The organism is Sphingomonas sp. 35-24ZXX (assembly GCF_000786215.1).
Classification (GTDB): domain Bacteria; phylum Pseudomonadota; class Alphaproteobacteria; order Sphingomonadales; family Sphingomonadaceae; genus Blastomonas.
Genome location: NZ_JROG01000009.1, coordinates 240,066 through 264,118, shown reverse-complemented (window position 1 = coordinate 264,118; position 24,053 = coordinate 240,066). Strand labels below are relative to the sequence as shown.

The window sequence follows — 24,053 nt, the reverse complement described above, 5'->3', positions numbered from 1 at the left end:
TGGCGCGCGGGGTGTGACCAGCGGCTCCATGCGCCGTGCCCTTGGCTCCCCATGAAGCCGCGAGATGGTCTCGCGGATCATCACCAAAGGAGCATCATCATGACCACCACCAGCAATCCCGGTCGCAAACCGACCCACCGCATCTACCTTGTCATTGGCGAAGGCAAGGACGCCAGCTGGACGCCCATCGGTGCCGCCTAGCCCAATCAGGACGGCATGGGCTTCTCCATCACCTGCGATGCGATCCCCCTCCAGGGCCGCCTTGTCATGCGCGTCATCACCGAACGCACGATGACAGGGGCGGTCGCATGACCGCCCCTTACGGCTTTGGCACGTCGGGGCCGGTGCCCCACGCATGCGCCTATTCTCGGCGATAAAACACGCCGATGGCCATTTCCTGCTTTGCAAGCAGCAAGCCATTCCAGTAAGTTAGCTCCCAAACAAATATCGCACCAATGAGGGGCTAATTTTCATGTTAACGGGTGAAATCCGCAATCAGGTGGATCAGATTTGGAATGCGTTTTGGTCGGGCGGTGTTTCCAATCCGTTATCGGTGATTGAACAGATCACCTATTTACTCTTCATCAAGCGGCTCGATGACTTGCACACGCTTGAAGAAAACAAAGCCGCCAATCTTGGCATTCCGATGGAACGGCGCATCTTCCCTGATGGGAACGATGAACAAGGCCGCCCGTACGCTGATCTTCGCTGGTCGCGCTTCAAGCATTTTGAAGCGCGCGAGATGATGGATGTCGTCTCCGAACGCGTCTTCCCCTTCCTGCGCCAGATGGGCGAAGAAGGCTCCAGCTACGGCCAGCACATGAAGGATGCGCGGCTGGGTTTCAGCAACGCGGCGCTACTGGCCAAGACTGTCGATATGCTCGACAAAATCCCCATGGATGATCGCGACACCAAGGGCGATCTCTACGAATACATGCTCGGCAAGATCGCCAGCGCGGGCACCAATGGCCAATTCCGTACCCCGCGCCACATCATCCAGCTCATGGTGGAAATGACGCAGCCGACACCGGACGATGTCATCTGCGATCCGGCATTGGGCACGGCAGGCTTCCTTGTCGCGGCAGGGGAATATCTGCGCGACCACCACCCGGAACTGTTCCGCGATGAAAAGCTGCGCAAGCACTTCCACAACGGCATGTTCCACGGGTTCGATTTCGACCCCACCATGCTCCGCATTGGCAGCATGAATATGACGCTGCACGGGGTCGATAATCCCGATGTGAGCTACCGTGACAGCCTGGCACAAGAACATGACCGCGATGCAGGCAAGTACAGCCTGATCCTCGCCAATCCGCCCTTCGCCGGATCGCTCGATTACGACGCCACCGCGAAAGACCTGCAACAGATCGTCAAGACTAAGAAGACCGAACTGCTCTTCCTGGCCCTGTTCCTCCGCCTATTGAAAACCGGCGGGCGGGCCGCCGTAGTGGTGCCGGACGGGGTGCTGTTCGGTTCCTCCAAGGCGCACCAGGAACTGCGCAAGCTGCTGGTGGAAAAGCACAAACTAGAAGGGGTGCTGAAACTCCCATCGGGCGTGTTTCGGCCCTATGCGGGCGTATCCACCGCCGTGCTGTTCTTCACAAAAACCGGCGTTGGCGGCACGGATCATGTCTGGTTCTATGACATGCAGGCGGATGGCTATTCGCTGGACGATAAGCGCAACGCGCTGCTGCCCGAGGAAAAGCTTGGGCTGCAATTCACCTCGTCGCTTTCGGCGGAGGAGCATGCCAAGAACAACCTGCCCGACGCGCTGATCCGCTGGAGCAAGCGCGACAGCGAAGAGCGCGAGAACCCGCGCACGGCGCAGAGCTTCACGGTCTCGAAGGAAGAGATCGCCGCAACTGGCACCTATGACCTTTCGCTCAACCGCTACAAGGAAGTCGAGTATGCCGAGGTTACGCACGACAAGCCCGCCGACATCATCAAGGAACTGCGCGCGCTGGAGACGGTAATCAGCGATGGCCTCACTAAGCTGGAGGCGATGCTGGGATGAGTGCGTGGCCAACTGTAGCGTTGAAGGACTGTGTTCGTGTCGTGGGCGGTGCCACGCCCAAGAGCGGCTCTGCAGATTTTTGGGATGGAGACGTTCCATGGACCACGCCCAAAGACCTTTCTGATCTTAATGGTAAGTTTCTGAGCGATACACCGCGCAAGATAACAGAATTGGGCCTCAAAAGCTGCGCAGCGGAACTGCTACCGGCCAATTCGGTATTGTTCAGCTCCCGTGCTCCCATCGGACATGTAGCGATCAATTCGGTGCCGATGGCAACCAATCAAGGCTTCAAGAGCATGGTGCCGGGGCCAAAAGTTGACGCTTCATTTCTGTACTGGTGGCTCAAATGCCATCGGGCTGAGATCGAATTGCTAGGCAACGGCGCGACCTTCAAGGAGGTGTCCAAGTCTGTTGTTGAGCGGATCGAAGTCCCACTGCCTCCGCTCGACGAGCAGAAGCGGATTGCGGCGATCCTTGATCAAGCGGACGAGTTGCGTCGCAAGCGCCAGCGCGCCATCGACCGTCTTAACCAACTCGGCCAAGCTATTTTTTATGAGATGTTCGGCGATCCTGTGATTAACCCCATGGGGTTTGCAATCAGAAATCTTCGTGAATTCTACATCAGCGAAAAGGATGGCACAAAATGCGGCCCATTTGGAAGCGCCCTCAAAAAGGAGGAGGTAGTTGATTCTGGAATTCCAGTTTGGAATATGGATAACATAGGCCTAGATGGTGATATGTTACTGCCACATCGTATGTGGATTACCGAAAGAAAATTCAGAGAACTTAAGAGCTATTCAGTTGTCGATGGCGATGTGATAATTTCTCGAGCCGGAACAGTTGGTAAGATGTGTGTGGCTCATTTGGGTGGCAAAACGAGTATCATCAGCACAAACTTAATTAGGGTGCGTTTCGGTCCTAATCTATTGCCAACATTTTTCGTGTCATTGATGACTTATTGCAAGGGGAAAGTTGGCAGGTTGAAGACAGGTCCAGATGGTTCTTTTACTCACATGAATACAGGTGTTTTAGACAATCTGCAGTTTCCATACCCCCCGATCGAACTTCAGCACCGATTTTGCATTATTGCCAATGAGATTGATAAGAAAAAAAGGATATTCAACGGCCATTTTTCCCATCTAGATAGCCTCTTCAAGGCCCTCCAACATCGCGCCTTCCAAGGAGAGCTGTAGCCGTGTCGCAGTTCGCCTTCCTCCAAGTTGAATTTGCCGAGGTCTATGGCCTTGCGAGGAAGGCGGAAACGCTTGCCCTGTCCGATCCGCGTGGCGCGTGTTTCCATGCGCGTCTGGCGCTGGAGAGCGCTGTCAAATGGATGTACGACAAAGACCGCAGTTTGCGCTCGCCGTACGATACGGCGCTTTCAGCGCTCATCCATGAGGGTACCTTCCGAACATTAGTCGGCAATGCGTTGGTCACCAAGGCACGCATCATCAAGGATTTGGGCAACAAAGCGGTGCACGAGACGCGCGCCGTGCCACCGCAGAATGCCATCACCTGCGTGCGGGAATTGTTCCATTTCAGCTATTGGCTAGTTCGCACCTATGCACGGGGAGCAAAGCCAGCTCCCGCACTGGCCTTCAATCCCGATGCATTGCCGCGCGCGGTGCAGGTGGAAGCCTCCACCCTGGCAAAATTGCAGGCCTTGGCCAAGGAGCGTGAAGACGCTGCCAAAGCCCTTGCCGAGGAACAGGCTGCACGGATCAAAAGCGAGGAAGAACGAGTTGCGCTCGATGCGGAGCTCAGACGCCTTCAGGCTGAGGTCGCCGCACAGGTGGCAGCGAATGCCACCGTTCCTGACACGCATGATTACAATGAAGCCGAAACCCGTGATGCATTCATTGACCTGCTATTGTCGGAGGCCGGTTGGCCGCTCGATCAGGAGCGTGATCGCGAATACCCCGTCACGGGCATGCCCAGCACATCCGGTGATGGCTTTGCCGACTATGTATTGTGGGGGGATGACGGCAAACCGCTTGCTGTCATCGAGGCTAAGCGCACCAAGCGCGATGCGCGCGTTGGACAGCAACAGGCCAAGCTTTATGCCGACTGCCTGGAGGCGGAATTCGGTGTCCGCCCGCTGATCTTCTACACCAACGGGTACGAGCACTGGCTGTGGGACGACGAGCGGTATCCGCCGCGCGCGGTGCATGGGTTCTATAAAAAGGACGAGCTGGAGCTGTGGCGGCAGCGCAAGAGCAATCGCCGGGCGCTTACCACCACCAGCATCGATGCCGACATTGTCGAGCGCTACTACCAAACCCGCGCCATCCGCCGCGTGGGCGAAGTGTTCGAGAAGGATCATCAGCGCAAGGCGCTGCTGGTGATGGCCACCGGATCAGGGAAGACGCGCACCGTCATCGCCCTCATCGACCAGTTGATGCGCGCCAATTGGGTCAAGCGCGTGCTGTTCCTTGCCGACCGCGTGGCGCTGGTGAAACAGGCACACAACAACTTCAAGGCGCACCTGCCCAGCGCACCCAGCGCCAATTTGCTCGAAAAGCACGACCCGAAGAAAAACGATCATAACGGTGCGCGCGTCTGCGTCGCTACCTACCCCACGATGATGGGGCTGATCGACGAGATGCAGAACGGCCAGCGAAAATATGGCCCAGGCCATTTTGACTTGATTGTGATCGATGAGGCGCACCGCTCGATCTATCGGAAATACCGGGCGATCTTCGACTATTTCGACAGCCTGCTCGTGGGCCTCACAGCCACCCCGCGCGATGAGATCGACCGCGACACCTATTCGCTGTTCGAGCTGGAGCGCGGCGTGCCTACCGATGCCTACGACCTCGACGAAGCCGTGGCCGACGGCTTCCTGGTGCCACCAACACCCATGTCGGTGCCGCTGAAGTTTCAGCGCGAGGGCATCAAATACGACGAGCTATCCGACGAGGATAAGGAGAAGTGGGATTTGCTGGAGTGGGAGGACAAGCTCCCCCCGCGCGATGTGGACGCCAATGCCATCAACAAATGGCTCTTCAATGCCGACACCGTGGACAAAGTGCTCAAGCACTTGATGACCCATGGCCTCAAAGTGGCCGAGGGCGACCGGCTAGGCAAAACCATCATCTTTGCAAAGAACCACGACCACGCGATGTTCATCGCCAAGCGGTTCGACGCCAACTACCCGCACCTGACGGGCCAATTCGCGCGCGTGATCGATTTCAAGACAGACTATGCGCAGTCGCTGATCGACGATTTTTCGATCCCCGACAAAGCGCCATACATCGCCATCTCGGTCGATATGCTTGACACCGGCATTGACGTGCCTGAGGTCGTCAATCTCGTGTTCTTCAAGATTGTCCGCTCCAAAACCAAGTTCTGGCAGATGATCGGGCGCGGCACGCGCCTTTGCCCGGACCTGTTCGGCCCAGGGCGGCACAAGGACAACTTCCTGATTTTCGATTTCTGCCAGAATCTGGAGTTCTTCAATCAGAACCCGAAATTCACCGACGGTGCGCTCGGCATGTCGCTCGGCCAGCGCCTGTTTACCGCGCGCGTCGAGCTGGCAGGATTGCTGCAAGACCTACCCGAGGACGAGCGCGCGGAAGGCTTGGAGTATCTGGACCGCGATGTGCGCGCGCGGCTCTTTGACGAAGTGAGCGGCATGACGCTTGATAACTTCCTCGTTCGCGCCAAGCGCAAAGCCGTCGAGCATTTCCAACAGGCAGACGCCTGGCAAAGTCTCTCCGGCGAGGATCGCACCACGCTGATCGACGATATTGCGGGGCTACCTTCCGCCCTGGAGGACAATGACGTGACGGCCAAACAGTTCGATTACATCGTCCTGTCCGGCCAGCTTGCATTGCTCCAGCATCAGGCCAGCTTCGCGCGCTGCAAGGAGAAGGTCATGGCCATTGCGGCGCGGCTCGAAGAGCTGGGCAATGTGCCCATGGTCGCCGCCGAAATGGCCCTGATCCTGGAGCTCCAGACTGACGAATATTGGCAGGACATCGATGCCTGGGCGTTGGAGCAAATGCGCCGCCGCCTACGCGGGCTTATCAAGCTGATCGAAGGCGATGAGCGGAGTATCGTCTATACCGATTTTGAGGACGAAATCGGCGAAGGTACGACGATTGCATTACCGGACGCAGGCATCGGCACCGACAAGGCGCGTTTCCAATTAAAGGTGCGGCATTTCTTAAAGCAGCACGCCAACCACATCACGATCCTGAAGCTCCGGCGCAATGAGCAGCTCACACCGCAGGATTTGGCGGAGCTGGAAAGGATCATGATCGAGGAAACGGGTGCATCCGACGGCGATCTTGCGGAGCTACGCACCGAAGGCGGGCTGGGGCTGTTTGTGCGTTCGCTGGTTGGGTTGGAACGTGACGCGGCCAAAGACGCCTTCGCCGAATTCATGGCAGGCAAAAACCTCAACGCCAACCAGATCGAGTTCATCAACCTGATCATTGAGTACCTGACCGAGCGCGGGGCTATGGACCCGCGCCGACTGTATGAAAGCCCATTTACGGACCTCGACGATCAGGGCGTCAGCGGCTTGTTCCCCCAGGCCGACGTGCAACGGATTGTGCAGGTGCTGAATGATGTGCGCGGGAGGGCAGCGGCTTAGAATTTAGGCGCGATTGCTTAGCGCCCGGCTGCCTATTTCACGGATACTACGAGGTAATAACATGGCAATTGATTTCTCTGATATGCTGGACGACGACGACCAGGACGTCATCCACCCGCGCGAGGTATTCTTTACCCTTGCACGTGACCCAAGCTTCTCATTCCCTCGGGACATTCAAACAGAAGTCATGAACCGGTGGTTCGAGAACCGCGACCAGCCCGACAGCGTCATTAAGCTCAATGTGGGAAGCGGCAAAACAATCGTCGGCCTCCTGCTGCTCCAAAGCTCGTTGAACGAAGGCAAGGGCCCCGCCCTTTATGTGGCCCCCGACAAGCAATTGTCACAGCAGGTCATGAAGGAAGCAAGAGCACTTGGCCTCGAAGTAACCGATGACCCCAAAGACGCCGACTATGCTGCTGGCGACAAAATCTGCGTCGTCAACGTCTATAAGCTGTTCAACGGAAAATCGGTATTCGGCGTCGGGGCGAGCAAAATTAACATCGGTACGGTCATCATTGACGACGCCCATGCATGCGTCTCGACCATCACCGACCAATTCAGAATCATACTGCCAAACACCCACGACGCGTATCGTAAGATTTTTCAGATCTTATCCGAAGATTTAAAGGGCTATAGCGCCTCTGGCTTTCTTGACATCGAATCGGGCGATCCGTTGGCTCATACTGAGGTGCCATTCTGGTCATGGGATGCCCATCAGAATGAAATCCTGAAAGCGCTGCACGACAATCGTGCGGATGAGAGCCTCCAGTTTACCTACCCACTTATCAAAGAAATTCTTCCTCAATGCCGTTGTGTAATTGGCGGACAAAAGCTCGAAATCGAACCTTATTTTCCGGCGACCGACCTCATCCAGGCGTTTCGGCGCGCCAAACGGCGCATCTACATGACCGCAACGCTGGCCGACGATAGCGTCATCGCTACGCATTTCGCCGCAGACCCGACTAAAATTGCCAAACCCATTGTTCCAATGTCATCGCAATCGATGGGCGAGCGCATGATCCTGATGCCGCAGGAGCTGAATTCCGAACTGACTGTTACTGATGTACGCGCCCTGCTCATCAAACTCGCCAAAACTGTCAATGTCGTGGTCATCGTGCCGTCAAAACTTGCCGCCGATGATTGGAAGGCCCACGCCGATCAAGTGCTCGTCGGCGACGAGGTCATCGACGGCGTTGAAAAGCTTCGCAGCGGCCACGTCGGTCTGACGGTACTCATTAATCGGTATGACGGCATAGACCTACCAGCAGACGCATGCCGTGTGCTTGTGATTTCCGAGCTACCCGAAGTTAGTTCCTACGCCGATGTGGTCGATAGCGAGGTTCTTAGCGGCACCGCTGTCAACCTGCGCAGACAGGTGGAGCGTATCGAGCAGGGTATGGGCCGGGGCGTGCGCTCGAACGACGATTATTGTGTCGTGCTCTTACTAGGCGCCAAGCTGACGAGCCGTCTCAGATCGCCCGAGGGGCAGGAAATGCTGACACCTGCGACACAGGCGCAGCTTGCCCTCTCGCGCAAGATCGCAAAGCAGCTAGCTGCGCCAACACTCGCCGAAATTGAGGCAGTGATTAAGCAGTGCCTCGACCGTGATCCTAACTGGATAAAGGTCAGCAAAAAGGCGCTCATCGGCATCAAGGCCGATGATGAATTGCGGCTCGACCCGAGCAAGCTCGCTATTCGCGCAGCCTTCGATTACGCCCGAGCCAACCAGCATCCCGCAGCGCTGGCAAGCCTCGATCAGGCAGTTGACGCCACGGACGATATGCAAGTCAAGGCATGGCTGCTGTCACGGAGGGCGGCATTCCAGCACACTGTTGATGCGCAGGGCGCGCAAAAGACGCTTGCTGCTGCACATGCAATGGAGCCACGGGTGACAAAACCCATGCATGGCGCGGTATACAAACCCCTGTCGCCGACTACGGGACAGCAGGCTGCGGCGCTGATTGGCAATCATCAGACTCGTTTCATGGACTCAACGGCAATGAAGCTTTATGCCGACGCCCTGTGTAGTGACCTCAAATTCTGCCCAGACACTTCTGACAAATTCGAAGCGGCGCTCAACGATCTCGCATGGTTTTTGGGCATCAGCAGTCAGCGGCCCGAAAAGGATTACAAGGAAGGCCCAGACAATCTCTGGGCGTTGCCAAATGGCACCTTCCTCGTGATTGAATGCAAGAATGGTGTGACGTCCGACGACGGGATTTCAAAAAAAGACGCGGGCCAGCTCAGCCAATCCATGGAATGGTTCGGCAAGCGCTATTTGGCGTCTACCGCCATACCCCTGATGATTCACCCCGAGCGCAAGCTTGGCCAGGGTGCCAGCGGGGTGACCGGCATGCGCGTCATAGTGCCGAGCGGGCTGGAAAAGCTACGCAATAACCTGAGGGAATTGGCCAAGCAATTGACGCACCCCGACACCGCATCGAGCGCGACCGCTGTGGCATCACGCCTTGCGCAGTTCGAACTCAGTGCCGACGCCTTCGTCCATGCATATTCCACCACTTTGAAGACCTAAGACCGGTCGCGCGTAGGCGGCGTCGCGGGATTATCAGCCGACCAAGCTTGAATAGCTGGAGGAGCATGTGGGCACAAAGAAGGGTGAATTCGCTGGGTAGCAGTGACAGGAAATTGTGGGGTCCACGCCGCGCAACGCGCCTTCCAATCCCAAAGTTTTTCTACACAGTTCCTACACAGGCAAAAACATGGGAAAAATTCCCATGTTTTTCAGGCCCCTATTGGAATCTTAAGATTTGGAGCGGGCGAAGGGATTCGAACCCTCGACCCCAACCTTGGCAAGGTTGTGCTCTACCCCTGAGCTACGCCCGCTCGGCGGCTGGTTCGAACGTGCGATCCAGCAGGTGAGGCGCGCAGTTAGCATCGGCTTTTTGGTCCGGCAAGCCCCAATTTGCATTTCTTGCCGAATCATTGCGCGGCCCTTGGCATAAGCGGCTTGCGCACCATCTTGGGGTTTCGGATAAGAGGGGCGCACAGGCGGGGCAAAACACCCGCAGGCCATGCCATCACGCGGCATCGCCCGAACAACAGCAGGAGCATTGGACTTGGCAAGCATGGGTTTGACGACCGAGGAGCACAAGGCGGTCGAGGCGTTTCGGGCCAGCGTGGTCGAACCCTCGATGACCAAGCTCGTGATTCTCGACTTCTGGGCCGAATGGTGCGGGCCATGCAAGGCGCTGACCCCGGTGCTCGAAAAGGTCGCCGAACAATATGCCGACAAGGGCGTGATGCTGGTGAAGGTCAATGTCGATGAGGAACGCTTCATCGCCTCGCAGTTCCAGATCCAGTCGATCCCCACGGTCTATGCGATGTTCCAGGGCCAGCCGGTCGCCAACCTGACCAACGCGCGCACCGAATCGCAGCTGGCGGGCATCCTCGATCAGCTGCTCGCCAAGCTGCCGGTAAAGGCAGGCGAAGGCGACCCCGACATGCCCGATATCGCTCCGCTGATCGAGATGGGCGAAGAGGTGCTGGCAGGCGGAGACGGCGAGCGCGCAGCGGGAATCTTCCTGCAGATCCTCGACATGGTGCCCGACAGCGTGCCTGCGATTTCAGGCCTGGTGCGGGCGCTGGTGGCGGCCGACAAGGTGGCCGAGGCACAGGCCTTGCTCGACGATCTGCCGCCCGAGGTCGCGTCCGACCCCGCGCTCGATCGTGCCAAGGCCGCGCTGGCGCTGGTTGCCGACAAGGCCGACGACAGCGAGATCGCCGGATTGCGGGCGCAGGTCGATTCGGCCCCCGATGACCATGCGGCACGCTATGATCTTGCCGTCGCGCTGTTCGCCGCCGGATCGCGCGACGAAGCGGCCGACCATCTGCTGGCCATCGTCAAGACGGACAAGGCGTGGAACGACGGCGCGGCGCGCGCGCGGCTGTTGCAGATCTTCGAGGCGGTGGGGCTGGAAGACCCCTGGGTCGCGGCGACGCGGCGCAAGCTTTCCGCTGCGTTGTTCGGTTGATGGACAAGCCGGCCATGGTCGCCCAGCGTCTTTCGATCTTTCCGCTCAGCGGCGTCATCCTGTTCCCGGGGCTGCAGGTGCCACTGCATATCTTCGAGCCGCGCTACCGGGCGCTGGTCAGCGATTCGATGGCGCGGGACCGGCAGATCGGGATGATCCAGCCGCGCGGCCCCGGCGATCCGCCGGCGCTGTTCGGCATGGGCTGTGTCGGCCGCATCGTCGATGTCGAGGCGCTGGATGACGGGCGCTACAATCTGGTGCTGGAGGGCTTTGCTCGGTTCCGCGTGCTGCGCGAGCTCGATGTCACCACCCCGTTCCGCCAGATCGAGGCAGAGCTGATCACCGAGAACGAGGATGACCAGGCGCTGTCGAGCGTCGAACGCGCAAGCCTGGAACGCGAATCGCAGCGCTTCGCCAACGCGCAGGGCTATAGCGTCGACTGGGATTCGGTGGCGCGGCTCGACGACCGCTCGCTGGTCAACGGCATCGCCCAGATCGCGCCCTTCGATGCCGCGGCCAAGCAGGCGCTGCTGGAAGCCAAGGGGCTGCAGGTCCGCGCCGATCTGCTGGTGCAGCTGATGCAGTTCTTCGGTCGGCGCGACAGCGATGATCCCAGCGTGACACTGCAGTAAAGCCCCCCTCTTCCCGCTGGCGGGAAGGGAGAGCGTGTCACCGTGCGCCCTGCAGCTTCTTCTGGCGGCGGCGTTGCACCGATGATCCAAGGCCCAGCGCCTCGCGGTACTTCGCCACGGTGCGCCGCGCGATGTCGAAGCCGCGCTCCTTGAGCAGATCGACCAGCTGATCGTCGGAGAGGATGTTCTTGGCATCCTCCTCGTCGATCAGCGCCTTGATATGGCTCTTCACCGCCGAGGCGGACACCGCATCGCCGCCATCGGTCGCCTGGATCGCGCTGGTGAAGAAGTATTTGAGTTCGAACAGTCCGCGCGCGCAGCTCAGATACTTGTGGCTGGTGACGCGGCTGACGGTCGATTCGTGCATCTCGATCGCATCGGCGACGCTGCGCAAGGTCAGCGGACGCAAGTGGGTGACGCCGTGCCGGAAGAAGCCTTCCTGCTGCTTGACGATCTCGCTCGCCACCTTGATGATCGTGCGCTGGCGCTGGTCGAGCGCCTTCACCAGCCAGTTCGCCTCGGCCAGGCATTCGCTCAGCCAGGCCTTGGACTTGGCGTCGGGCCGTCCACCGGTGAGCGAGACATGATAGCTGCGGTTGACCAGCAGCCGCGGCAAGGTCGCGCTGTTGATCTCGATGATCCATTTGCCTTCGCGTTCGAGCACGAACAGATCGGGCACCACGGCCTCGATCGTCGATCCGCCAAAGCGGCTGCCGGGCTTGGGATCGTACTGGCGCAGCTCGGCGATCATATCGGCGAGATCCTCGTCGTCGACCCGGCAGATGCGCTTGAGCTGGGGCAGCGCGCCGCGCGCCAGCAGTTCCAGATTGTCGATCAGCCGCGCCATGCACGGGTCATAGCGATCGGCTTCCTTGGCCTGCAGCGCGAGGCATTCGGCCAGATCGCGCGCGCCCACGCCGGTCGGGTCGAGCGTCTGCACTGCGGCCAGCGCGGCCTCGACCTCGCCCAGTGGAACGCCCAGCTGGTGCGAGACCTGCAGCAGGTCACCGCGCAGATAGCCGTTTTCGTCGATCAGCTCGATCAGATGGCGGCCAATGAACAGCAGGGTGCCCGAGAGCACGATTCCCGCCTGCGCGTGCAGATGCTCGCGCAGCGACAGGTCGTATTCGAGCGAGTCTTCCCAGCCGTCGCTGTCGCCGGCGCCGCCGGTGGAGATGTCGTTGAGCGACAGCGCGCCGTCGAGCCCGCCGCTCGCCTCGCCCGCCATCCGCTCGGGGCAGTCGCTGACGCTGTCATGGTGGAAGACCTCGCCGTTGAGGTCCATGTCGAGCGGGCGGTCCGCCTCGCCCATGCCGGCACCGATCAGCTCGTCGCTGCCTGCAGGATCGCCATCTGAAGGCGGCGCAGGCGGTGCATCGAACACCGCATCGACCCCGGTCATGCCGATCTCGCTGCCCGGCTCCTCGCCGCCCAGTTCGAGCAGCGGGTTGCGCTCGAGCTCCTCGCCGATGAATGCCTCGATTTCGATATTCGACAGCGCCAGCAGCCGGATCGCCTGCTGCAACTGCGGCGTCATCACCAGCGACTGGCTCTGCCTCAGGTCAAGGCGCGGGCCCAATGCCATCGATTTAGTCCCTGGCCCCCCGGCGTCTCATTACAGCGCGAAGCCTTCACCCAGATACAGCCGGCGGACATTCTCGTCCGCCACCAGAGCTTCGGGCGTGCCGGCGAACAGCACCTGGCCGTCATAGATGATGCAGGCGCGATCGACGATGTCGAGCGTTTCGCGGACGTTGTGATCGGTGATCAGCACGCCGATGCCGCGCGATTTCAGCTGCTTGATCAGGTCGCGGATGTCGGCGATCGACAGGGGATCGATGCCCGCAAACGGCTCGTCGAGCAGGATGATCGAAGGGCTCGCGGCCAGCGCGCGCGCAATTTCGCACCGCCTGCGTTCACCGCCCGAAAGCGCCATCGCAGGCGAACTGCGCAGCCGGGTGAGACCGAATTCGTCGAGCAGCGTCTCCAGCCGCTCGGACCGGGCGGCCACTTCGGGCTCGACCAGTTCAAGCACCGCCTTGATGTTCTGTTCGACCGTCATGCCGCGGAAGATCGAGGTTTCCTGCGGCAGATAGCCCAGCCCCAGAATCGAGCGGCGGTACATCGGCAGCGGGGTGATATCGACGCCATCGAGCATGATGCGCCCCGAATTGGGCTTCACCAGCCCCATGATCGAATAGAAGCACGTCGTCTTGCCCGCGCCATTGGGGCCGAGCAGACCCAGCACCTCGCCCTTGGCGACATGCAGCGAGACATCGGACAGCACAACCTTCTTGTCATAGCTCTTGGCGATCGAAACGACGTTCAGGCCATCGGTCGAGGCATAGGGATCGGCGGCGGTGCCGCTGAGCAGGCCTTGGGGGGCGACATCGTTCATCATGACTTCCTGCAAACCGTGCCGGCCGGCCATGGCCGCACCTGCTGTCTTGCCTTCCCATAGCACGGAACAAGGCGATGAAAACCGGCCATATTCACGTGTTGGCAGGATTTATGCATGGGTGGACGAAATTGATATTCCGAACTTCCCCCAGAAGACTCTGGGCAGGTTTTCGTGCCGGAGATCAATCGCGCTTGGGGACCGAGAAGGTGCCCGAGACCCGGCCACCGGCAGACCCGGTCTGCCCGGGCGCACCGCCTGCCGAACGGCCATCCACGGTCGAACGCCCGGTGGTGAGGTCGATCACCATGCGGCCGCCGTTCAGGGTGTTGCCGCCCTGACGCAGCGCGACATTGCCGATCAGCGTGATGATCCGCTTGTTGAAATCATAGATGCCGACATTGCCGCTGGCGCGCTCTTCACCCTTGGTGACGACCACGCCGCCATTGGCGTCGATCCGCTCGATCTCGATGCCGCCGGCGTTGCGATAGGCAACGGTCATCCGCGCCGCCTGCAGGCGAAGCCCGGCCTGGGTGATGTCGACATTGCCCGACAGCAGCACGCGGTTGGCGCGGTCCTGCAGTTCGATCCGGTCGGCGGCATAATCGACCGGCGCGTTGCTGTTGTGGTTCATCAGCGATTGCGCCGTGACGGTGGCCGGAGCCAGCAGCAGTGCTGCCAGCGCGACACCGCCAGCCGATCCGGCCAGCATCGCGCGCCTGGCGACCGTCGAAATCGTGCCCGCAAACCGCATGTTCAATCCCGTCTTCCTGATCCTCACCGGGGCAATCCGCCCTGGGTCATCCGCAGCCGCGCGCGGCCTTCCAGCGTGACCGTGCGCTCGGCCAGATCGGCCTTTAGCCGGTCGGCACGGAAAGTGCCAGTCGGCAAGCGACCCGTCACCTCACCCCGGCTGACCATGCTGCGATCGGGCAGATCGATGTCCACATCGCGTGTCACCATGCGATAGCCATTGGCCGAGCTGAACTGCACCGGCCCTACGATCGAGACCTGTTCGGTATCCATGTTGTAGTTGCCACGCCCTGCCTCGAGCACCCCGGGGCCTTCCTTCAGCAGGATGCGCGCGGCCAGATCGTTCATCTCCACCACCGGATTGCGCGAGCTTTTCTGCACCGCCGACCCCGCCTCGAGCGAGAACGGGCGGCCGTCGCTGTCCTGCCCGCGATACAGCGCCTGGGTGACGCGCATGCGTTCGCGCGCGATTTCCACCTGGTTCTTGTCGAGCAGGAAGCTGACCTCGGTATTGCGGAGCAAAGGCGCAAGCGCGAGGAACGCCACCAGCACGCCGATCGCGGCCGGCAGAACCGTGCCGAGCACGCGCACCAGCCGGTCGTGGCTGCTGCCGGGCGCAGCGAACAGCTGGCGGCGGTTGCGAATCTGGTCTGCGCGCTGGGTCATGTGCCGATTAAGCCTGAGCAGTGGGAACCCGCGATGAACGGGGGTCGGGTGTGGAGCGCGATATATTAAGCGTGGGCGAAAATATCAATTTCCGGCCAGCCGGCGAGGTCCAGCTCGGCCCGCGCGGGCAGGAAGTCGAAACAGGCTTGCGCGATTTCGCGCCGGCCTTCGCGTTCCAGCCGTACTTCCATCGCCGCGTGCAGCGCGTGCAGAAAGCGCACATCGCTCGCGGCATAGTCGCGCTGTGCATCGTTGATATCGGGCGCGCCCCAGTCGCTGGACTGCTGCACCTTGCTCAGTTCCTTGCCCAGAACCTCTCGCACCAGCTCCTTCAGCCCATGCCGGTCGGTATAGGTGCGGATCAGCCGCGAGGCGATCTTGGTGCAGAACACCGGGGCTGCCACCACGCCCAGATAGTGCTTGATCGCCGCCAGATCGAACCGCGCGAAGTGATAAAGCTTCAGCCGCTCGGGGTCGGCGAGCACGGCGCGCAGATTGGGCGCGGCATAGTCGCTGCCGGGCTTGAACCGCACCAGATGCTCGTCACCTCTGCCGTCGGAAATCTGCACAAGGCACAGCCGGTCGCGCGGGGTGATCAGCCCCATGGTTTCGGTATCCACCGCCACCGGGCCAGGGGCGAGCACATCGGCAGGCAGGTCTTCTTCGTGGAAATATACGCTCATGCTGTCTCGCCGTTGTTGGTGCTCGGCGAATTGCCGCGTTTCTTCTCCCGGCCATTGCGGGCCCAGATATTGAGGGCTTCCACCATCGCAGAAAAAGCCATCGCGGCATAGATATAACCCTTGGGCACGTGCACGCCGAAGCCGTCGGCGATCAGCACCGCGCCGATCATCAGCAGGAAGCCCAGCGCCAGCATCACCACCGTGGGGTTGCGGTTGATGAAATTGGCCAGCGGATCGGCCGCCACCAGCATGACGCCGACGGTGATGATCACCGCGGCCATCATGATCGGCACATCGTCGGTCATGCCGACTGCGGTCAGGATCGAATCGATCGAGAACACCATGTCGAGCGCGATGATCTGCACGATGGCCGAGCCGAAGCCGAGCGCCGCCTTGCCCTTCTTGTCCAGCGCCTCGCCCGAAGGCTCGTCATCGACGCTGTGGTGGATCTCCTTGGTAGCCTTCCACACCAGGAACAGGCCGCCCGCGATCAGGATGAGGTCGCGCCACGAGAACTGCGTCTCGAAGGTCGGTTCGCCATGTTGGCCGGGCGCCCCAGTGATGCCCAGATCGAACACCGGCGTCGTCAGCGAGACGATGAAGGCGATCATCGACAGCAACGCCAGCCGCATGATCAGCGCCAGCCCGATGCCGACGCGGCGCGCGGTCTGCTGCTGGTGGGCAGGCAGCTTGTTCGACAGAATCGAGATGAAGATGAGGTTGTCGATGCCAAGCACGACTTCCAGGATGACGAGGGTGACGAGCGCGGCCCAGGCGGCCGGGTCACTCAACAGGGGGATGATGCTGTCCATCGGACCCAATTGCCGCACCGGCTGGGGCATGGCAAGGCCTGACGGCGCGGCGCCGGGCGGATTTTGCGGGCGTTGTCGCCATGCGCACCGCGCATTGTTCGTCGATCGCGCCAGACCGCTCCAACGGCGCGGTAAAGCCGCAAAGCTGGCCATTTATCGTTCGCCATTGATCGCGATTTGGGTTAAGAGAATCACTTGGAAGTACGTGCCTGTCGCGGGCACCTCGCCATGTGCAAGCATGGATTTGCAGTCTTCCACAGATTTCTGGTCGGCAAGGACCGGTGGCGTTGTCGAAAAGTCACCGTTTCATGCTGATCTGTGTTGGGGTGTATTAAGTTTTGTGATGTATTCACGGCGGCTGGCATGGTTCCATCGCGGATCGCCCGGATACAGGCCTGAAGTTGAGTGATGGGGTTCACGTCCGCCCTGTTCTTGAGCGAATGATCCAGGACGACATTGAAAGTGAATAGTTCGGCATGAGTTTTGACAGGGGTCGGCGCGGCGGCAGGGGCCGGGACAAACGCGACAGATTTGGCGAGGATGATTTCGACGCTTTTTCGCCTCCGCCTGCATATGGCGATCGTGACCGCTTCGGCGGCGGCGGTGGCGGCGGCGGATACGGTGCTCCCGCAGGCGGCGGCGGCTTTGGTGCCCCGCGCGGACCTGGCGGCGGTGGCGGCGCTCCGCGCAGCGGCGGCTTTGGCGGCATGCCCACCCAGGTGGTCGGCGAAGCCAAGGGCAAGGTCAAATTCTTCAACGCGCAGAAGGGCTTCGGCTTCATTCAGCGTGAAGATGGCGGCGAAGACGTGTTCGTGCACATCAGTGCCGTCGAACGTGCCGGCCTGTCCAACCTCGCTGAAGGCCAGGGTCTGGAATTCACCCTCGTCGATCGTGGCGGCAAGGTTTCGGCCAGCGACCTCAAGGTCGATGGCGAGCTGATCCCCGTGAGCGAAGGTGGCGGCGGTGGTGACCGCGGCGAGCGTGCTCCGCGTGGCGAAGCGCCGCGGCGCGAACTCACCGGCGAGCGTGCGACCGGAACCGTCAAGTTCTTCAACTCCATGAAGGGCTTCGGCTTCATCACCCGCGACGACGGCCAGCCCGATGCGTTCGTCCACATCAGCGCGGTCGAACGTGCTGGCATGGCCGGCCTCAACCAGGGTGACCGCCTCGAGTTCGACCTCGAAGTCGACCGTCGCGGCAAGCACTCCGCCGTCAATCTGGTCGCGCACCACGATTGATCGGGCGCTTGGCCTGCAAGGGCTCGGACAAGAGACACGAAACCCCGCCTGCGCTTCCGGCGCGGCGGGGTTTTTTGTGCGGGTCGCGCCCATGACAGTGACCTGTTGTGGCCCGCGAGGCTGGTCTATTTGATCACGGCATCGAGCATCGCGAGCCACATCGCCCGCGCCTTGAGCCACGACTGGTGGATCGCGATCATCCTGGGCTCGCCTTCAAAGGCCGGTCGCTGCGCGAAGGCTTCGGAAATCGCCCGAACCTGCATCAGAAAGTCCTCGCGCTTTTCCGGCGACACCAGATGCAGATGGCCAAGCCGGGTGCGCAGGGGATCGAACCCCATGCCAGCCGCGCTTTGCGCATCGAGCAACCACTCTTCCAGTGCAACGCGTCCTGCGTCCGTGATCTGGTAATCCAGCCGCTGGCGCCTGCCCTCAGCCGCCGCGCTGGGCTGCAACAGACCGCGCGCGGCCAGCCGCTTGATCAGCGGATAGACCGCGCCGGCAGACCCCGACCAGTATTCCGATGGCGAACGGGCAAAGACCCGCGCGATCGCATAGGACGTGGCGGCGCCCCGGCTCGCAATCTCGGCCAAGGCCGCGCCTTCAAGGTTGGTCAGCATTCCGGTCCCCCGTGTCACGCTGCTTCTTGACCCTCCGCGCCACTTCTGTCAACATATTACGAATCGTAATATATGGAGGGTGAGAATGCGTTTGCTGGCTGGTGTCGTGATGTCCCTGGTTGCCTGTGCGCCCAGCCTTGGCGCGCAGACGGCCGATGCCCCCCTTTCCATCCCGCAGACCAAGGTCGATCAACGCGCATTGGCACGGGATCTGGCAAAGCGCCTGGAATCGGACTTCGTCTATCCCGGTCAGGCCAGGCGCTATGCAGACGCGCTTCGCGCCCAGGCGGACCGGGGTGCCTATGATGACCTTCAGGACGTCGCGCTTGCCAGAAAGCTCTCCGACGATCTGCAAGGCGCTGCGGCAGATGGTCACTTGCGGGTGATGTTCGGCGGCATGGGCGGCGGTCCGCAGATCATCATGCAACGGCCCGCCGATGCGGCTGGCCCGGTGCCATCCGGCAGACCGGTGATGGTGCGCATGGCACGGCCGCCTGCAATCGAGCATGCCGGCTGGATCGCGCCAGGCATCGCCTTTGTCCGTTTCAACGGTTTCCCCGGCGGCTCCGAAGCGACCGAAGCCGCGCGCAAGTTCATGGAAACCCATGCCGATGCCAAGGCGATCATCTTCGATCTGCGGACCCACGGCGGCGGCGGACTGGACGAAATGGACGCCTTGTTCCCGTGGCTCTTTGCGAAGCCCACCCATCTCGTGACGATGGCCACGCGCAAATCAGTCGACGAGGCTGGCGGCTCACCGATTGCAGGTGTCGCCAGCTTGCGGACCGTCCAGGGTGACCCTGCGTTCGTGACACGCGAACACTGGGTGACGCCCCATGCGGACCCGCGACTGCAGGACGCCAAGGTCTATGTGCTGACATCGGGGTTCAGCGCGTCTGCGGCGGAGCATTTCGTGCTGGCGCTGAAGCAGACCAAACGCGCCACGGTGATCGGCGGCACGACGGCCGGCGCCAACCATTTCGGCGGCGATCAGGACCTGGGCGGTGGTTTCACCGCCTTCATACCGGTCGGCCGCACGTTTGATCCTGCGACCGGCAAGGATTGGGAAGGCACAGGCATCGCTCCGGACATCGAAACGGCGCCCGAAGATGCGCTGGTCAGGGCGCTGACACTGTCCGGCGTCCCAGCCGACACGGCGGCACAGCTTTCGCTCAAGCTCGCCCCCCAGATGCCGATGTCCGGCCGAAGGCGGGGTTGAAGGCATGGCAGGCGCGCCTGCCCGAACCTGACGCTTCGCTCTACCCTTCGATCGGACCTCCGCCGCCCACCCCGGCAATTTAATCAGTTGATTAACGCGTCAGCATGGTTACCCGGTGACGGCACACACCACGTATCCGGGGAGCGTTGTTCATGTCCCATCTGTCCGCCGCCGAAGTCGATGCCATTGCCGTGAAGGTCGAACGGTTCGTCCGCGACGTGATCGCGCCCTATGAGCAGGACCCACGCTGCGGCGCGCATGGGCCTTCGGAAGAACTGGTGCTGGAGATGCGCGGCCTCGCGCGCGCTGCCGGCGTGATGACACCGCATATCCTGCCCGATGGCCGCCACCTCACCCAGGCGCAGACCGCGATCGTGCTGCAGAAATCGGGCCTGTCGCCCTTGGGTCCGGTCGCGTGCAACACCGCCGCGCCGGACGAGGGCAACATGTACCTGCTGGGCAAGATGGCGAGCGACGAGCAGAAGGCACGGTTCCTGAACCAGCTGGTCAGTGGCGAATCGCGCTCGGCGTTTTTCATGACCGAACCGGCCGACGAGGGCGGTGCGGGCTCTGACCCGTCGATGATGCAGACCACCGCGAAGCTCGACGGCAACCATTGGGTGATCAACGGCCGCAAGGCGTTCATCACCGGGGCCGAAGGCGCGAAGGTCGGCATCGTCATGGCGAAATCGGACGACGGCGCATGCATGTTCCTCGTCGATCTGCCCGACCCCGCGATCCGCATCGAACGCGTGCTCGACACCATCGACAGCTCGATGCCCGGCGGCCATGCCGTGATCGCGATCGACAACCTGCGCGTGCCCGCCGATCAGATGCTGGGCCAGAGCGGCGAGGGTTTCAAATACGCGCAGGTGCGGCTCTCCCCTGCCCGGCTTTCGCACTGCATGCGCTGGTATGGCGCGGCATCCAGAGCGCATGAAATCGCCAGCGATTACGCCTGCCGCCGCCACGCGTTCGGCAAGCCTCTGGTCGATCACGAGGGCGTCGGCTTCATGCTGGCGGAGAACCTGATCGACCTGAAACAGGCCGAACTGATGATCGCCTGGTGTGCGGGCGTGCTCGATACCGGGGAACTGGGCACGGTCGAAAGCTCGATGACCAAGGTTGCGGTGTCCGAGGCGCTGATGCGCGTCGCCGATCGCTGCGTGCAGGTGATGGGCGGCAAGGGGGTCAGCGGCGACACCATCGTCGAGCAGGTCTTCCGCGAAATCCGCGCCTTCCGCATCTATGATGGCCCGACCGAGGTGCACAAATGGTCGCTCGCCAAGAAGATCAAGCGCGACCATAAACACGCCAGCGAGGGAGCCGCTGCATGAGCCTGACTGCCGATCTGTCCTGCCAACGCATTCTCGTGACCGGCGCATCGAGCGAGGGCTTTGGCGCGCATTTCGCGCGTGTGCTGGCGCGCTGCGGTGCGCATGTCGTGGTGGCTGCGCGCCGGCTGGAGGCGCTGGAAGCGCTGGTGGCCGAGATCACCACCGCCGGTGGCCAGGCCAGCGCGGTGCGGATGGATGTCGCCGACCTTGGCTCGGTGCGCGAAGGCATCCAGGCTGCGGGCGCGATCACTACCTGCATCAACAACGCAGGCGTCGCGGTAACCCGGCGCGCGCTCGACCAGACCGAGGCTGATTATGACTTCGTGATGGACACCAACCTGAAAGGTGCCTGGAACGTCGCCACCGAGGCGGCCAAGGTGATGCGCGATGCAGGCGGCGGCAACATCATCAACACCGCGTCGATCACCGGCTTCCAGACCGCGGCGGGCACCGGGCCCTATGCGATGTCCAAGGCGGGCGTGCTGCACATGACGCGGCAGCTTGCGATGGAGCTGGCGCGCTTCAACATCCGGGTCAATGCGATCGCACCGGGTTATTTCCTTACCGACATCAACCGCGATCAGCTCTCGGGCGAGGCGGGCGAGCCGCTGCGCAAGCGCATCGCGATGCGCCGTTATGGCGAGCTCCCCGATCTGGACGGCCCGCTGCTGCTGCTTGTGTCAGACGCCAGCCGCTTCATGACCGGCAGCATCCTCACCGTCGATGGCGGGCATCTGGTGCAATCCTTGTAACGGCGGGCCGATCAGCCGCCCTGCACGAGGCTCAGCACATTGCCGTCGGGATCGTTGAACCAGGCCACATGCGCCGCGCCATCGGGGGAGGTCCAGATGCCAAGCGCGTCCTGGCCGAAGCCTTCGTAGATGGTCGGCGTCACCCCGCGGCTGATCAGATGCTCCATCGTCGCCTCGATATCATCGACCGTCCAGCCGAGCGCAGGATGCGGGCTGGCAGCGAAGCCCTGCAATTCGGTAATGCGCAGCACCGCGCCCGCCAGGTCGAACACGGCGGCAAAGCCATCATCACCGACGAACGTCAAACCGACCACATCGCGATAGAACGCTTCGCTGGCCTTGCGATCGGCGGTGTTGATGAAGGTGACAGGCTTGGCATGGGTAAGCGGCATCAGGCATCTCCCGTTCTGGCCCGGACCCTCGAGTCGCCGGACCCTCGAATCGGATGCACCGCTGGCCAATGTAACACCGAAGGGCGTCCATTCGCCATCCCCGCGCTTGACCCATCAGGGGTGCGAGCGGCATGGCAGACAGCATGGATGACAGTGACGATGGACAGGCGGCCGTACGGCTCGACCCGCAATGGCGCGCCGCGCTGGCAGACGAATTTGCCGCGCCCTATATGGCAGAGCTCAAGCGCTTCCTGCTCGAACGAAAGGCAGCGGGAAAGCGTATTTTCCCGCCCGGCAGCCAGTGGTTCCGCGCGCTCGACCTGACGCCGCCTGAGAAGGTCCGCGTGGTGATCCTGGGGCAGGATCCCTATCATGGCCCCGGCCAGGCGCACGGCCTGTGCTTCAGCGTGCAGCCGGGCGTGCCGGTGCCGCCCTCGCTGCTCAACATCTACAAGGAGCTGGAGCGCGACCTTGGTATCCCGCGCCCCTCGCATGGGTTTCTGGAGCCCTGGGCGCAGCAGGGCGTGCTGCTGCTCAACGCGGTGCTGACGGTGGAGATGGGCGATGCCGGATCACACCAGGGGCGCGGCTGGGAGAGGTTCACCGATGCGGTGATTGCCCGCGTCAATGCGCTCGACCATCCGGTGGCGTTCCTGCTCTGGGGCTCGCATGCGCAGAAGAAGGCGGCGGGCGTCGATAACCGGCATCTGGTGCTGAAGGCCCCGCACCCCTCACCGCTCTCTGCCCACCGCGGGTTCCTCGGCTGCGGGCATTTCAGCCAGGCCAACGCCTGGCTCGAAGAGCAGGGAATGGCGCCGATCGACTGGACGCTGCCGGAAGCCCCTTAGCGCCAGATCGCCCGGGTCAGCGCAAAGCCCGCCAGCGCCGACGATCCGGTGAGGAACGTGCCCCAGATGATGTCGAGCACGGTGATCTTGGTGCTCCACGTCGCCAGTGTCGCCTGGTTGGTGAGGTCATAGGTCATGTAGCAGAAGAAGCCGAGCAGCGCGCCCTTGACCAGCGCCGTCTGCCAGCGGCCATCGGCCAGCGCGGGCACGACCGCGAAAATCTGGATACCCGCGATATACAGCACATAGAACACCACCGCCGGCGCCAGCCGGAACGACGGCGCGAGCATGTCCCCCAGGATCGGCTGATAAAGGCGCGGGGCCATGGTCTTGAGCCACACGCTGTCGATCAGCGCAAAGGCAAGCCCGGTGAACAGATAGGCGGCAGCATAGCGGAGCATCGGGAAGCCTTTTCGTGACGAGTGGGAGCGTGAGATGTGCGGTCAGTCGCCAACGCGCGTCAAGCGGGTGCGGTTGCGGGTCAGCCATTCGCTCTTGTCGTCGTCGAGAAAATCGACCTCCTTCAGCGTCTCGACCCGGTCGCCATCGCGCACTGTGGTCAGGCGCAGCGTTGCGGGGCGCTCGTCATCCTCTCCCGTGGCCTGTTCGATCATCGTCCAGTGGAGCGGATCGCGCGAGGCGGGGTCGAGCGACACCTTGTACGTCATGGTTTCCGCAGTACGTCCTTTGCGAAAGGTACCGACCTGCAAGGTGGCGGCAGCGGCATCGAACAGCTCGACCGACGTGATCCGCACGATGCCGACCTTGGGGCCATCATCGAAATCGGAGGCGCGCAGTGTGGTCGCGCCATCGCCCTGATCGGTGATGCGCGTCTTGACCGGAATGCCGAACCATCTGTCCGCGCTGTAATCGCGATACTCCAGCTCGCCTTCCCATGCGCCGTTCAGCGACGCGCGCGCGGCGGCGAGATCGAGCGGGGGCGCGCTCTGCGCAAACGCAGGCGCTGCGGAGAGGAGCATCAGGGCAGCGTAAGCAAACAGGCGCATCAAGGTCATCCCCCTCGAGTGATCGATGGTCCAAGCTACGCCCTGCCGCGCCGCGTGGATGCAGCGACGGTCGCAGCCCCCGGCAATTGACTC

At 61.8% G+C, this 24,053-nt stretch carries 21 protein-coding genes and 1 tRNA gene; 11 read left to right on the top strand and 11 right to left on the bottom strand.

Translation table 11 applies throughout. From position 1 onward, the window contains the following. Nucleotides 1–472 precede the first annotated feature (472 nt). The 4 genes from LI72_RS17335 (at nucleotide 473) to LI72_RS17320 (ending at nucleotide 9,147) form a co-directional block, all read left to right on the top strand. Nucleotides 473–2,014 (top strand): type I restriction-modification system subunit M, encoded by a 1,542-nt coding sequence (locus LI72_RS17335; RefSeq protein WP_033927169.1) that lies wholly within the window; start codon nucleotides 473–475, stop codon nucleotides 2,012–2,014. Further along, the gene (locus LI72_RS17330) at nucleotides 2,011–3,207 is read left to right on the top strand and encodes a restriction endonuclease subunit S (protein ID WP_081985198.1); all 1,197 of its coding nucleotides are present in this window, start codon (nucleotides 2,011–2,013) and stop codon (nucleotides 3,205–3,207) included. The genes LI72_RS17335 and LI72_RS17330 overlap by 4 nt, the downstream gene beginning before the upstream one ends. Before the next feature lie 2 nt (nucleotides 3,208–3,209). Next, a complete protein-coding gene (locus LI72_RS17325) occupies nucleotides 3,210–6,614 on the top strand; it encodes a DEAD/DEAH box helicase family protein (RefSeq protein ID WP_033927168.1) in 3,405 nt (1,134 codons plus the stop codon). Nucleotides 6,615–6,675: 61 nt separating this feature from the next. Next, entirely contained in the window at nucleotides 6,676–9,147 is a 2,472-nt protein-coding gene (locus LI72_RS17320; RefSeq protein WP_033927167.1) for a DEAD/DEAH box helicase family protein, read from the top strand. A 236-nt stretch (nucleotides 9,148–9,383) separates the two neighbouring features. Here the strand turns inward: LI72_RS17320 and LI72_RS17315 are convergent. Next, nucleotides 9,384–9,458 (bottom strand) — tRNA-Gly (locus tag LI72_RS17315). A 242-nt stretch (nucleotides 9,459–9,700) separates the two neighbouring features. On the opposite strand from LI72_RS17315, the gene LI72_RS17310 reads away from it, so the two are divergent. Both LI72_RS17310 and LI72_RS17305 read left to right on the top strand, forming a co-directional pair. Beyond that, nucleotides 9,701–10,606 (top strand): tetratricopeptide repeat protein, encoded by a 906-nt coding sequence (locus LI72_RS17310; protein WP_033927166.1) that lies wholly within the window; start codon nucleotides 9,701–9,703, stop codon nucleotides 10,604–10,606. A 14-nt stretch (nucleotides 10,607–10,620) separates the two neighbouring features. Then, nucleotides 10,621–11,238, top strand: a complete 618-nt coding sequence (locus tag LI72_RS17305) for an LON peptidase substrate-binding domain-containing protein (RefSeq protein ID WP_033927237.1) — start codon at nucleotides 10,621–10,623, stop codon at nucleotides 11,236–11,238. Nucleotides 11,239–11,275: 37 nt separating this feature from the next. On the opposite strand, the gene rpoN is transcribed toward LI72_RS17305, so the two are convergent. The 6 genes from rpoN to LI72_RS17275 all read right to left on the bottom strand — a co-directional run bounded on the left by rpoN (nucleotide 11,276) and on the right by LI72_RS17275 (nucleotide 16,550). Further along, on the bottom strand, nucleotides 11,276–12,823 hold the full coding sequence (gene rpoN, locus LI72_RS17300) for an RNA polymerase factor sigma-54 (RefSeq protein WP_033927165.1): 1,548 nt from the start codon (nucleotides 12,821–12,823) through the stop codon (nucleotides 11,276–11,278). A gap of 30 nt (nucleotides 12,824–12,853) precedes the next feature. Further along, nucleotides 12,854–13,636 (bottom strand): LPS export ABC transporter ATP-binding protein, encoded by a 783-nt coding sequence (lptB, locus tag LI72_RS17295; protein WP_033927236.1) that lies wholly within the window; start codon nucleotides 13,634–13,636, stop codon nucleotides 12,854–12,856. A gap of 184 nt (nucleotides 13,637–13,820) precedes the next feature. After that, nucleotides 13,821–14,390, bottom strand: a complete 570-nt coding sequence (locus LI72_RS17290) for an LptA/OstA family protein (protein WP_156139683.1) — start codon at nucleotides 14,388–14,390, stop codon at nucleotides 13,821–13,823. 23 nt (nucleotides 14,391–14,413) lie between these two features. Beyond that, nucleotides 14,414–15,055, bottom strand: a complete 642-nt coding sequence (lptC, locus tag LI72_RS17285; RefSeq protein WP_033927164.1) for an LPS export ABC transporter periplasmic protein LptC — start codon at nucleotides 15,053–15,055, stop codon at nucleotides 14,414–14,416. 65 nt (nucleotides 15,056–15,120) lie between these two features. After that, nucleotides 15,121–15,738 carry a ribonuclease D gene (locus LI72_RS17280; RefSeq protein WP_033927163.1) on the bottom strand — a complete coding sequence of 206 codons (618 nt, stop codon included), beginning with the start codon at nucleotides 15,736–15,738 and terminating at the stop codon, nucleotides 15,121–15,123. Further along, nucleotides 15,735–16,550 carry a TerC family protein gene (locus LI72_RS17275; protein ID WP_033927162.1) on the bottom strand — a complete coding sequence of 272 codons (816 nt, stop codon included), beginning with the start codon at nucleotides 16,548–16,550 and terminating at the stop codon, nucleotides 15,735–15,737. Before LI72_RS17275 ends, LI72_RS17280 begins: the two co-directional genes overlap by 4 nt. Nucleotides 16,551–17,026: 476 nt before the next feature. On the opposite strand from LI72_RS17275, the gene LI72_RS20655 reads away from it, so the two are divergent. Then, nucleotides 17,027–17,788 carry a cold-shock protein gene (locus tag LI72_RS20655; RefSeq protein ID WP_033927161.1) on the top strand — a complete coding sequence of 254 codons (762 nt, stop codon included), beginning with the start codon at nucleotides 17,027–17,029 and terminating at the stop codon, nucleotides 17,786–17,788. A 125-nt stretch (nucleotides 17,789–17,913) separates the two neighbouring features. Here LI72_RS20655 and LI72_RS19195 read toward each other — a convergent pair whose 3' ends face one another. Further along, a complete protein-coding gene (locus LI72_RS19195; protein WP_052130148.1) occupies nucleotides 17,914–18,405 on the bottom strand; it encodes a PadR family transcriptional regulator in 492 nt (163 codons plus the stop codon). Nucleotides 18,406–18,490: 85 nt separating this feature from the next. On the opposite strand from LI72_RS19195, the gene LI72_RS17260 reads away from it, so the two are divergent. The 3 genes from LI72_RS17260 (at nucleotide 18,491) to LI72_RS17250 (ending at nucleotide 21,713) form a co-directional block, all read left to right on the top strand. Continuing rightward, nucleotides 18,491–19,624 (top strand): S41 family peptidase, encoded by a 1,134-nt coding sequence (locus tag LI72_RS17260; RefSeq protein WP_081985196.1) that lies wholly within the window; start codon nucleotides 18,491–18,493, stop codon nucleotides 19,622–19,624. A gap of 152 nt (nucleotides 19,625–19,776) precedes the next feature. Next, complete coding sequence (locus LI72_RS17255) at nucleotides 19,777–20,961, top strand: acyl-CoA dehydrogenase family protein (RefSeq protein ID WP_052130146.1); 1,185 nt, start codon at nucleotides 19,777–19,779, stop codon at nucleotides 20,959–20,961. Further along, on the top strand, nucleotides 20,958–21,713 hold the full coding sequence (locus tag LI72_RS17250; protein ID WP_033927159.1) for an SDR family NAD(P)-dependent oxidoreductase: 756 nt from the start codon (nucleotides 20,958–20,960) through the stop codon (nucleotides 21,711–21,713). Before LI72_RS17255 ends, LI72_RS17250 begins: the two co-directional genes overlap by 4 nt. A gap of 11 nt (nucleotides 21,714–21,724) precedes the next feature. On the opposite strand, the gene LI72_RS17245 is transcribed toward LI72_RS17250, so the two are convergent. Beyond that, complete coding sequence (locus tag LI72_RS17245; protein WP_033927158.1) at nucleotides 21,725–22,105, bottom strand: VOC family protein; 381 nt, start codon at nucleotides 22,103–22,105, stop codon at nucleotides 21,725–21,727. Nucleotides 22,106–22,236: 131 nt separating this feature from the next. On the opposite strand from LI72_RS17245, the gene ung reads away from it, so the two are divergent. Then, a complete protein-coding gene (ung, locus tag LI72_RS17240) occupies nucleotides 22,237–22,953 on the top strand; it encodes a uracil-DNA glycosylase (protein WP_231562517.1) in 717 nt (238 codons plus the stop codon). On the opposite strand, the gene LI72_RS17235 is transcribed toward ung, so the two are convergent. Beyond that, nucleotides 22,950–23,354 carry a DUF2177 family protein gene (locus LI72_RS17235; protein ID WP_033927157.1) on the bottom strand — a complete coding sequence of 135 codons (405 nt, stop codon included), beginning with the start codon at nucleotides 23,352–23,354 and terminating at the stop codon, nucleotides 22,950–22,952. The two genes, ung and LI72_RS17235, sit on opposite strands and share 4 nt — an antisense overlap. Before the next feature lie 42 nt (nucleotides 23,355–23,396). Continuing rightward, complete coding sequence (locus LI72_RS17230) at nucleotides 23,397–23,960, bottom strand: hypothetical protein (RefSeq protein ID WP_156139677.1); 564 nt, start codon at nucleotides 23,958–23,960, stop codon at nucleotides 23,397–23,399. Nucleotides 23,961–24,053 lie beyond the last annotated feature (93 nt).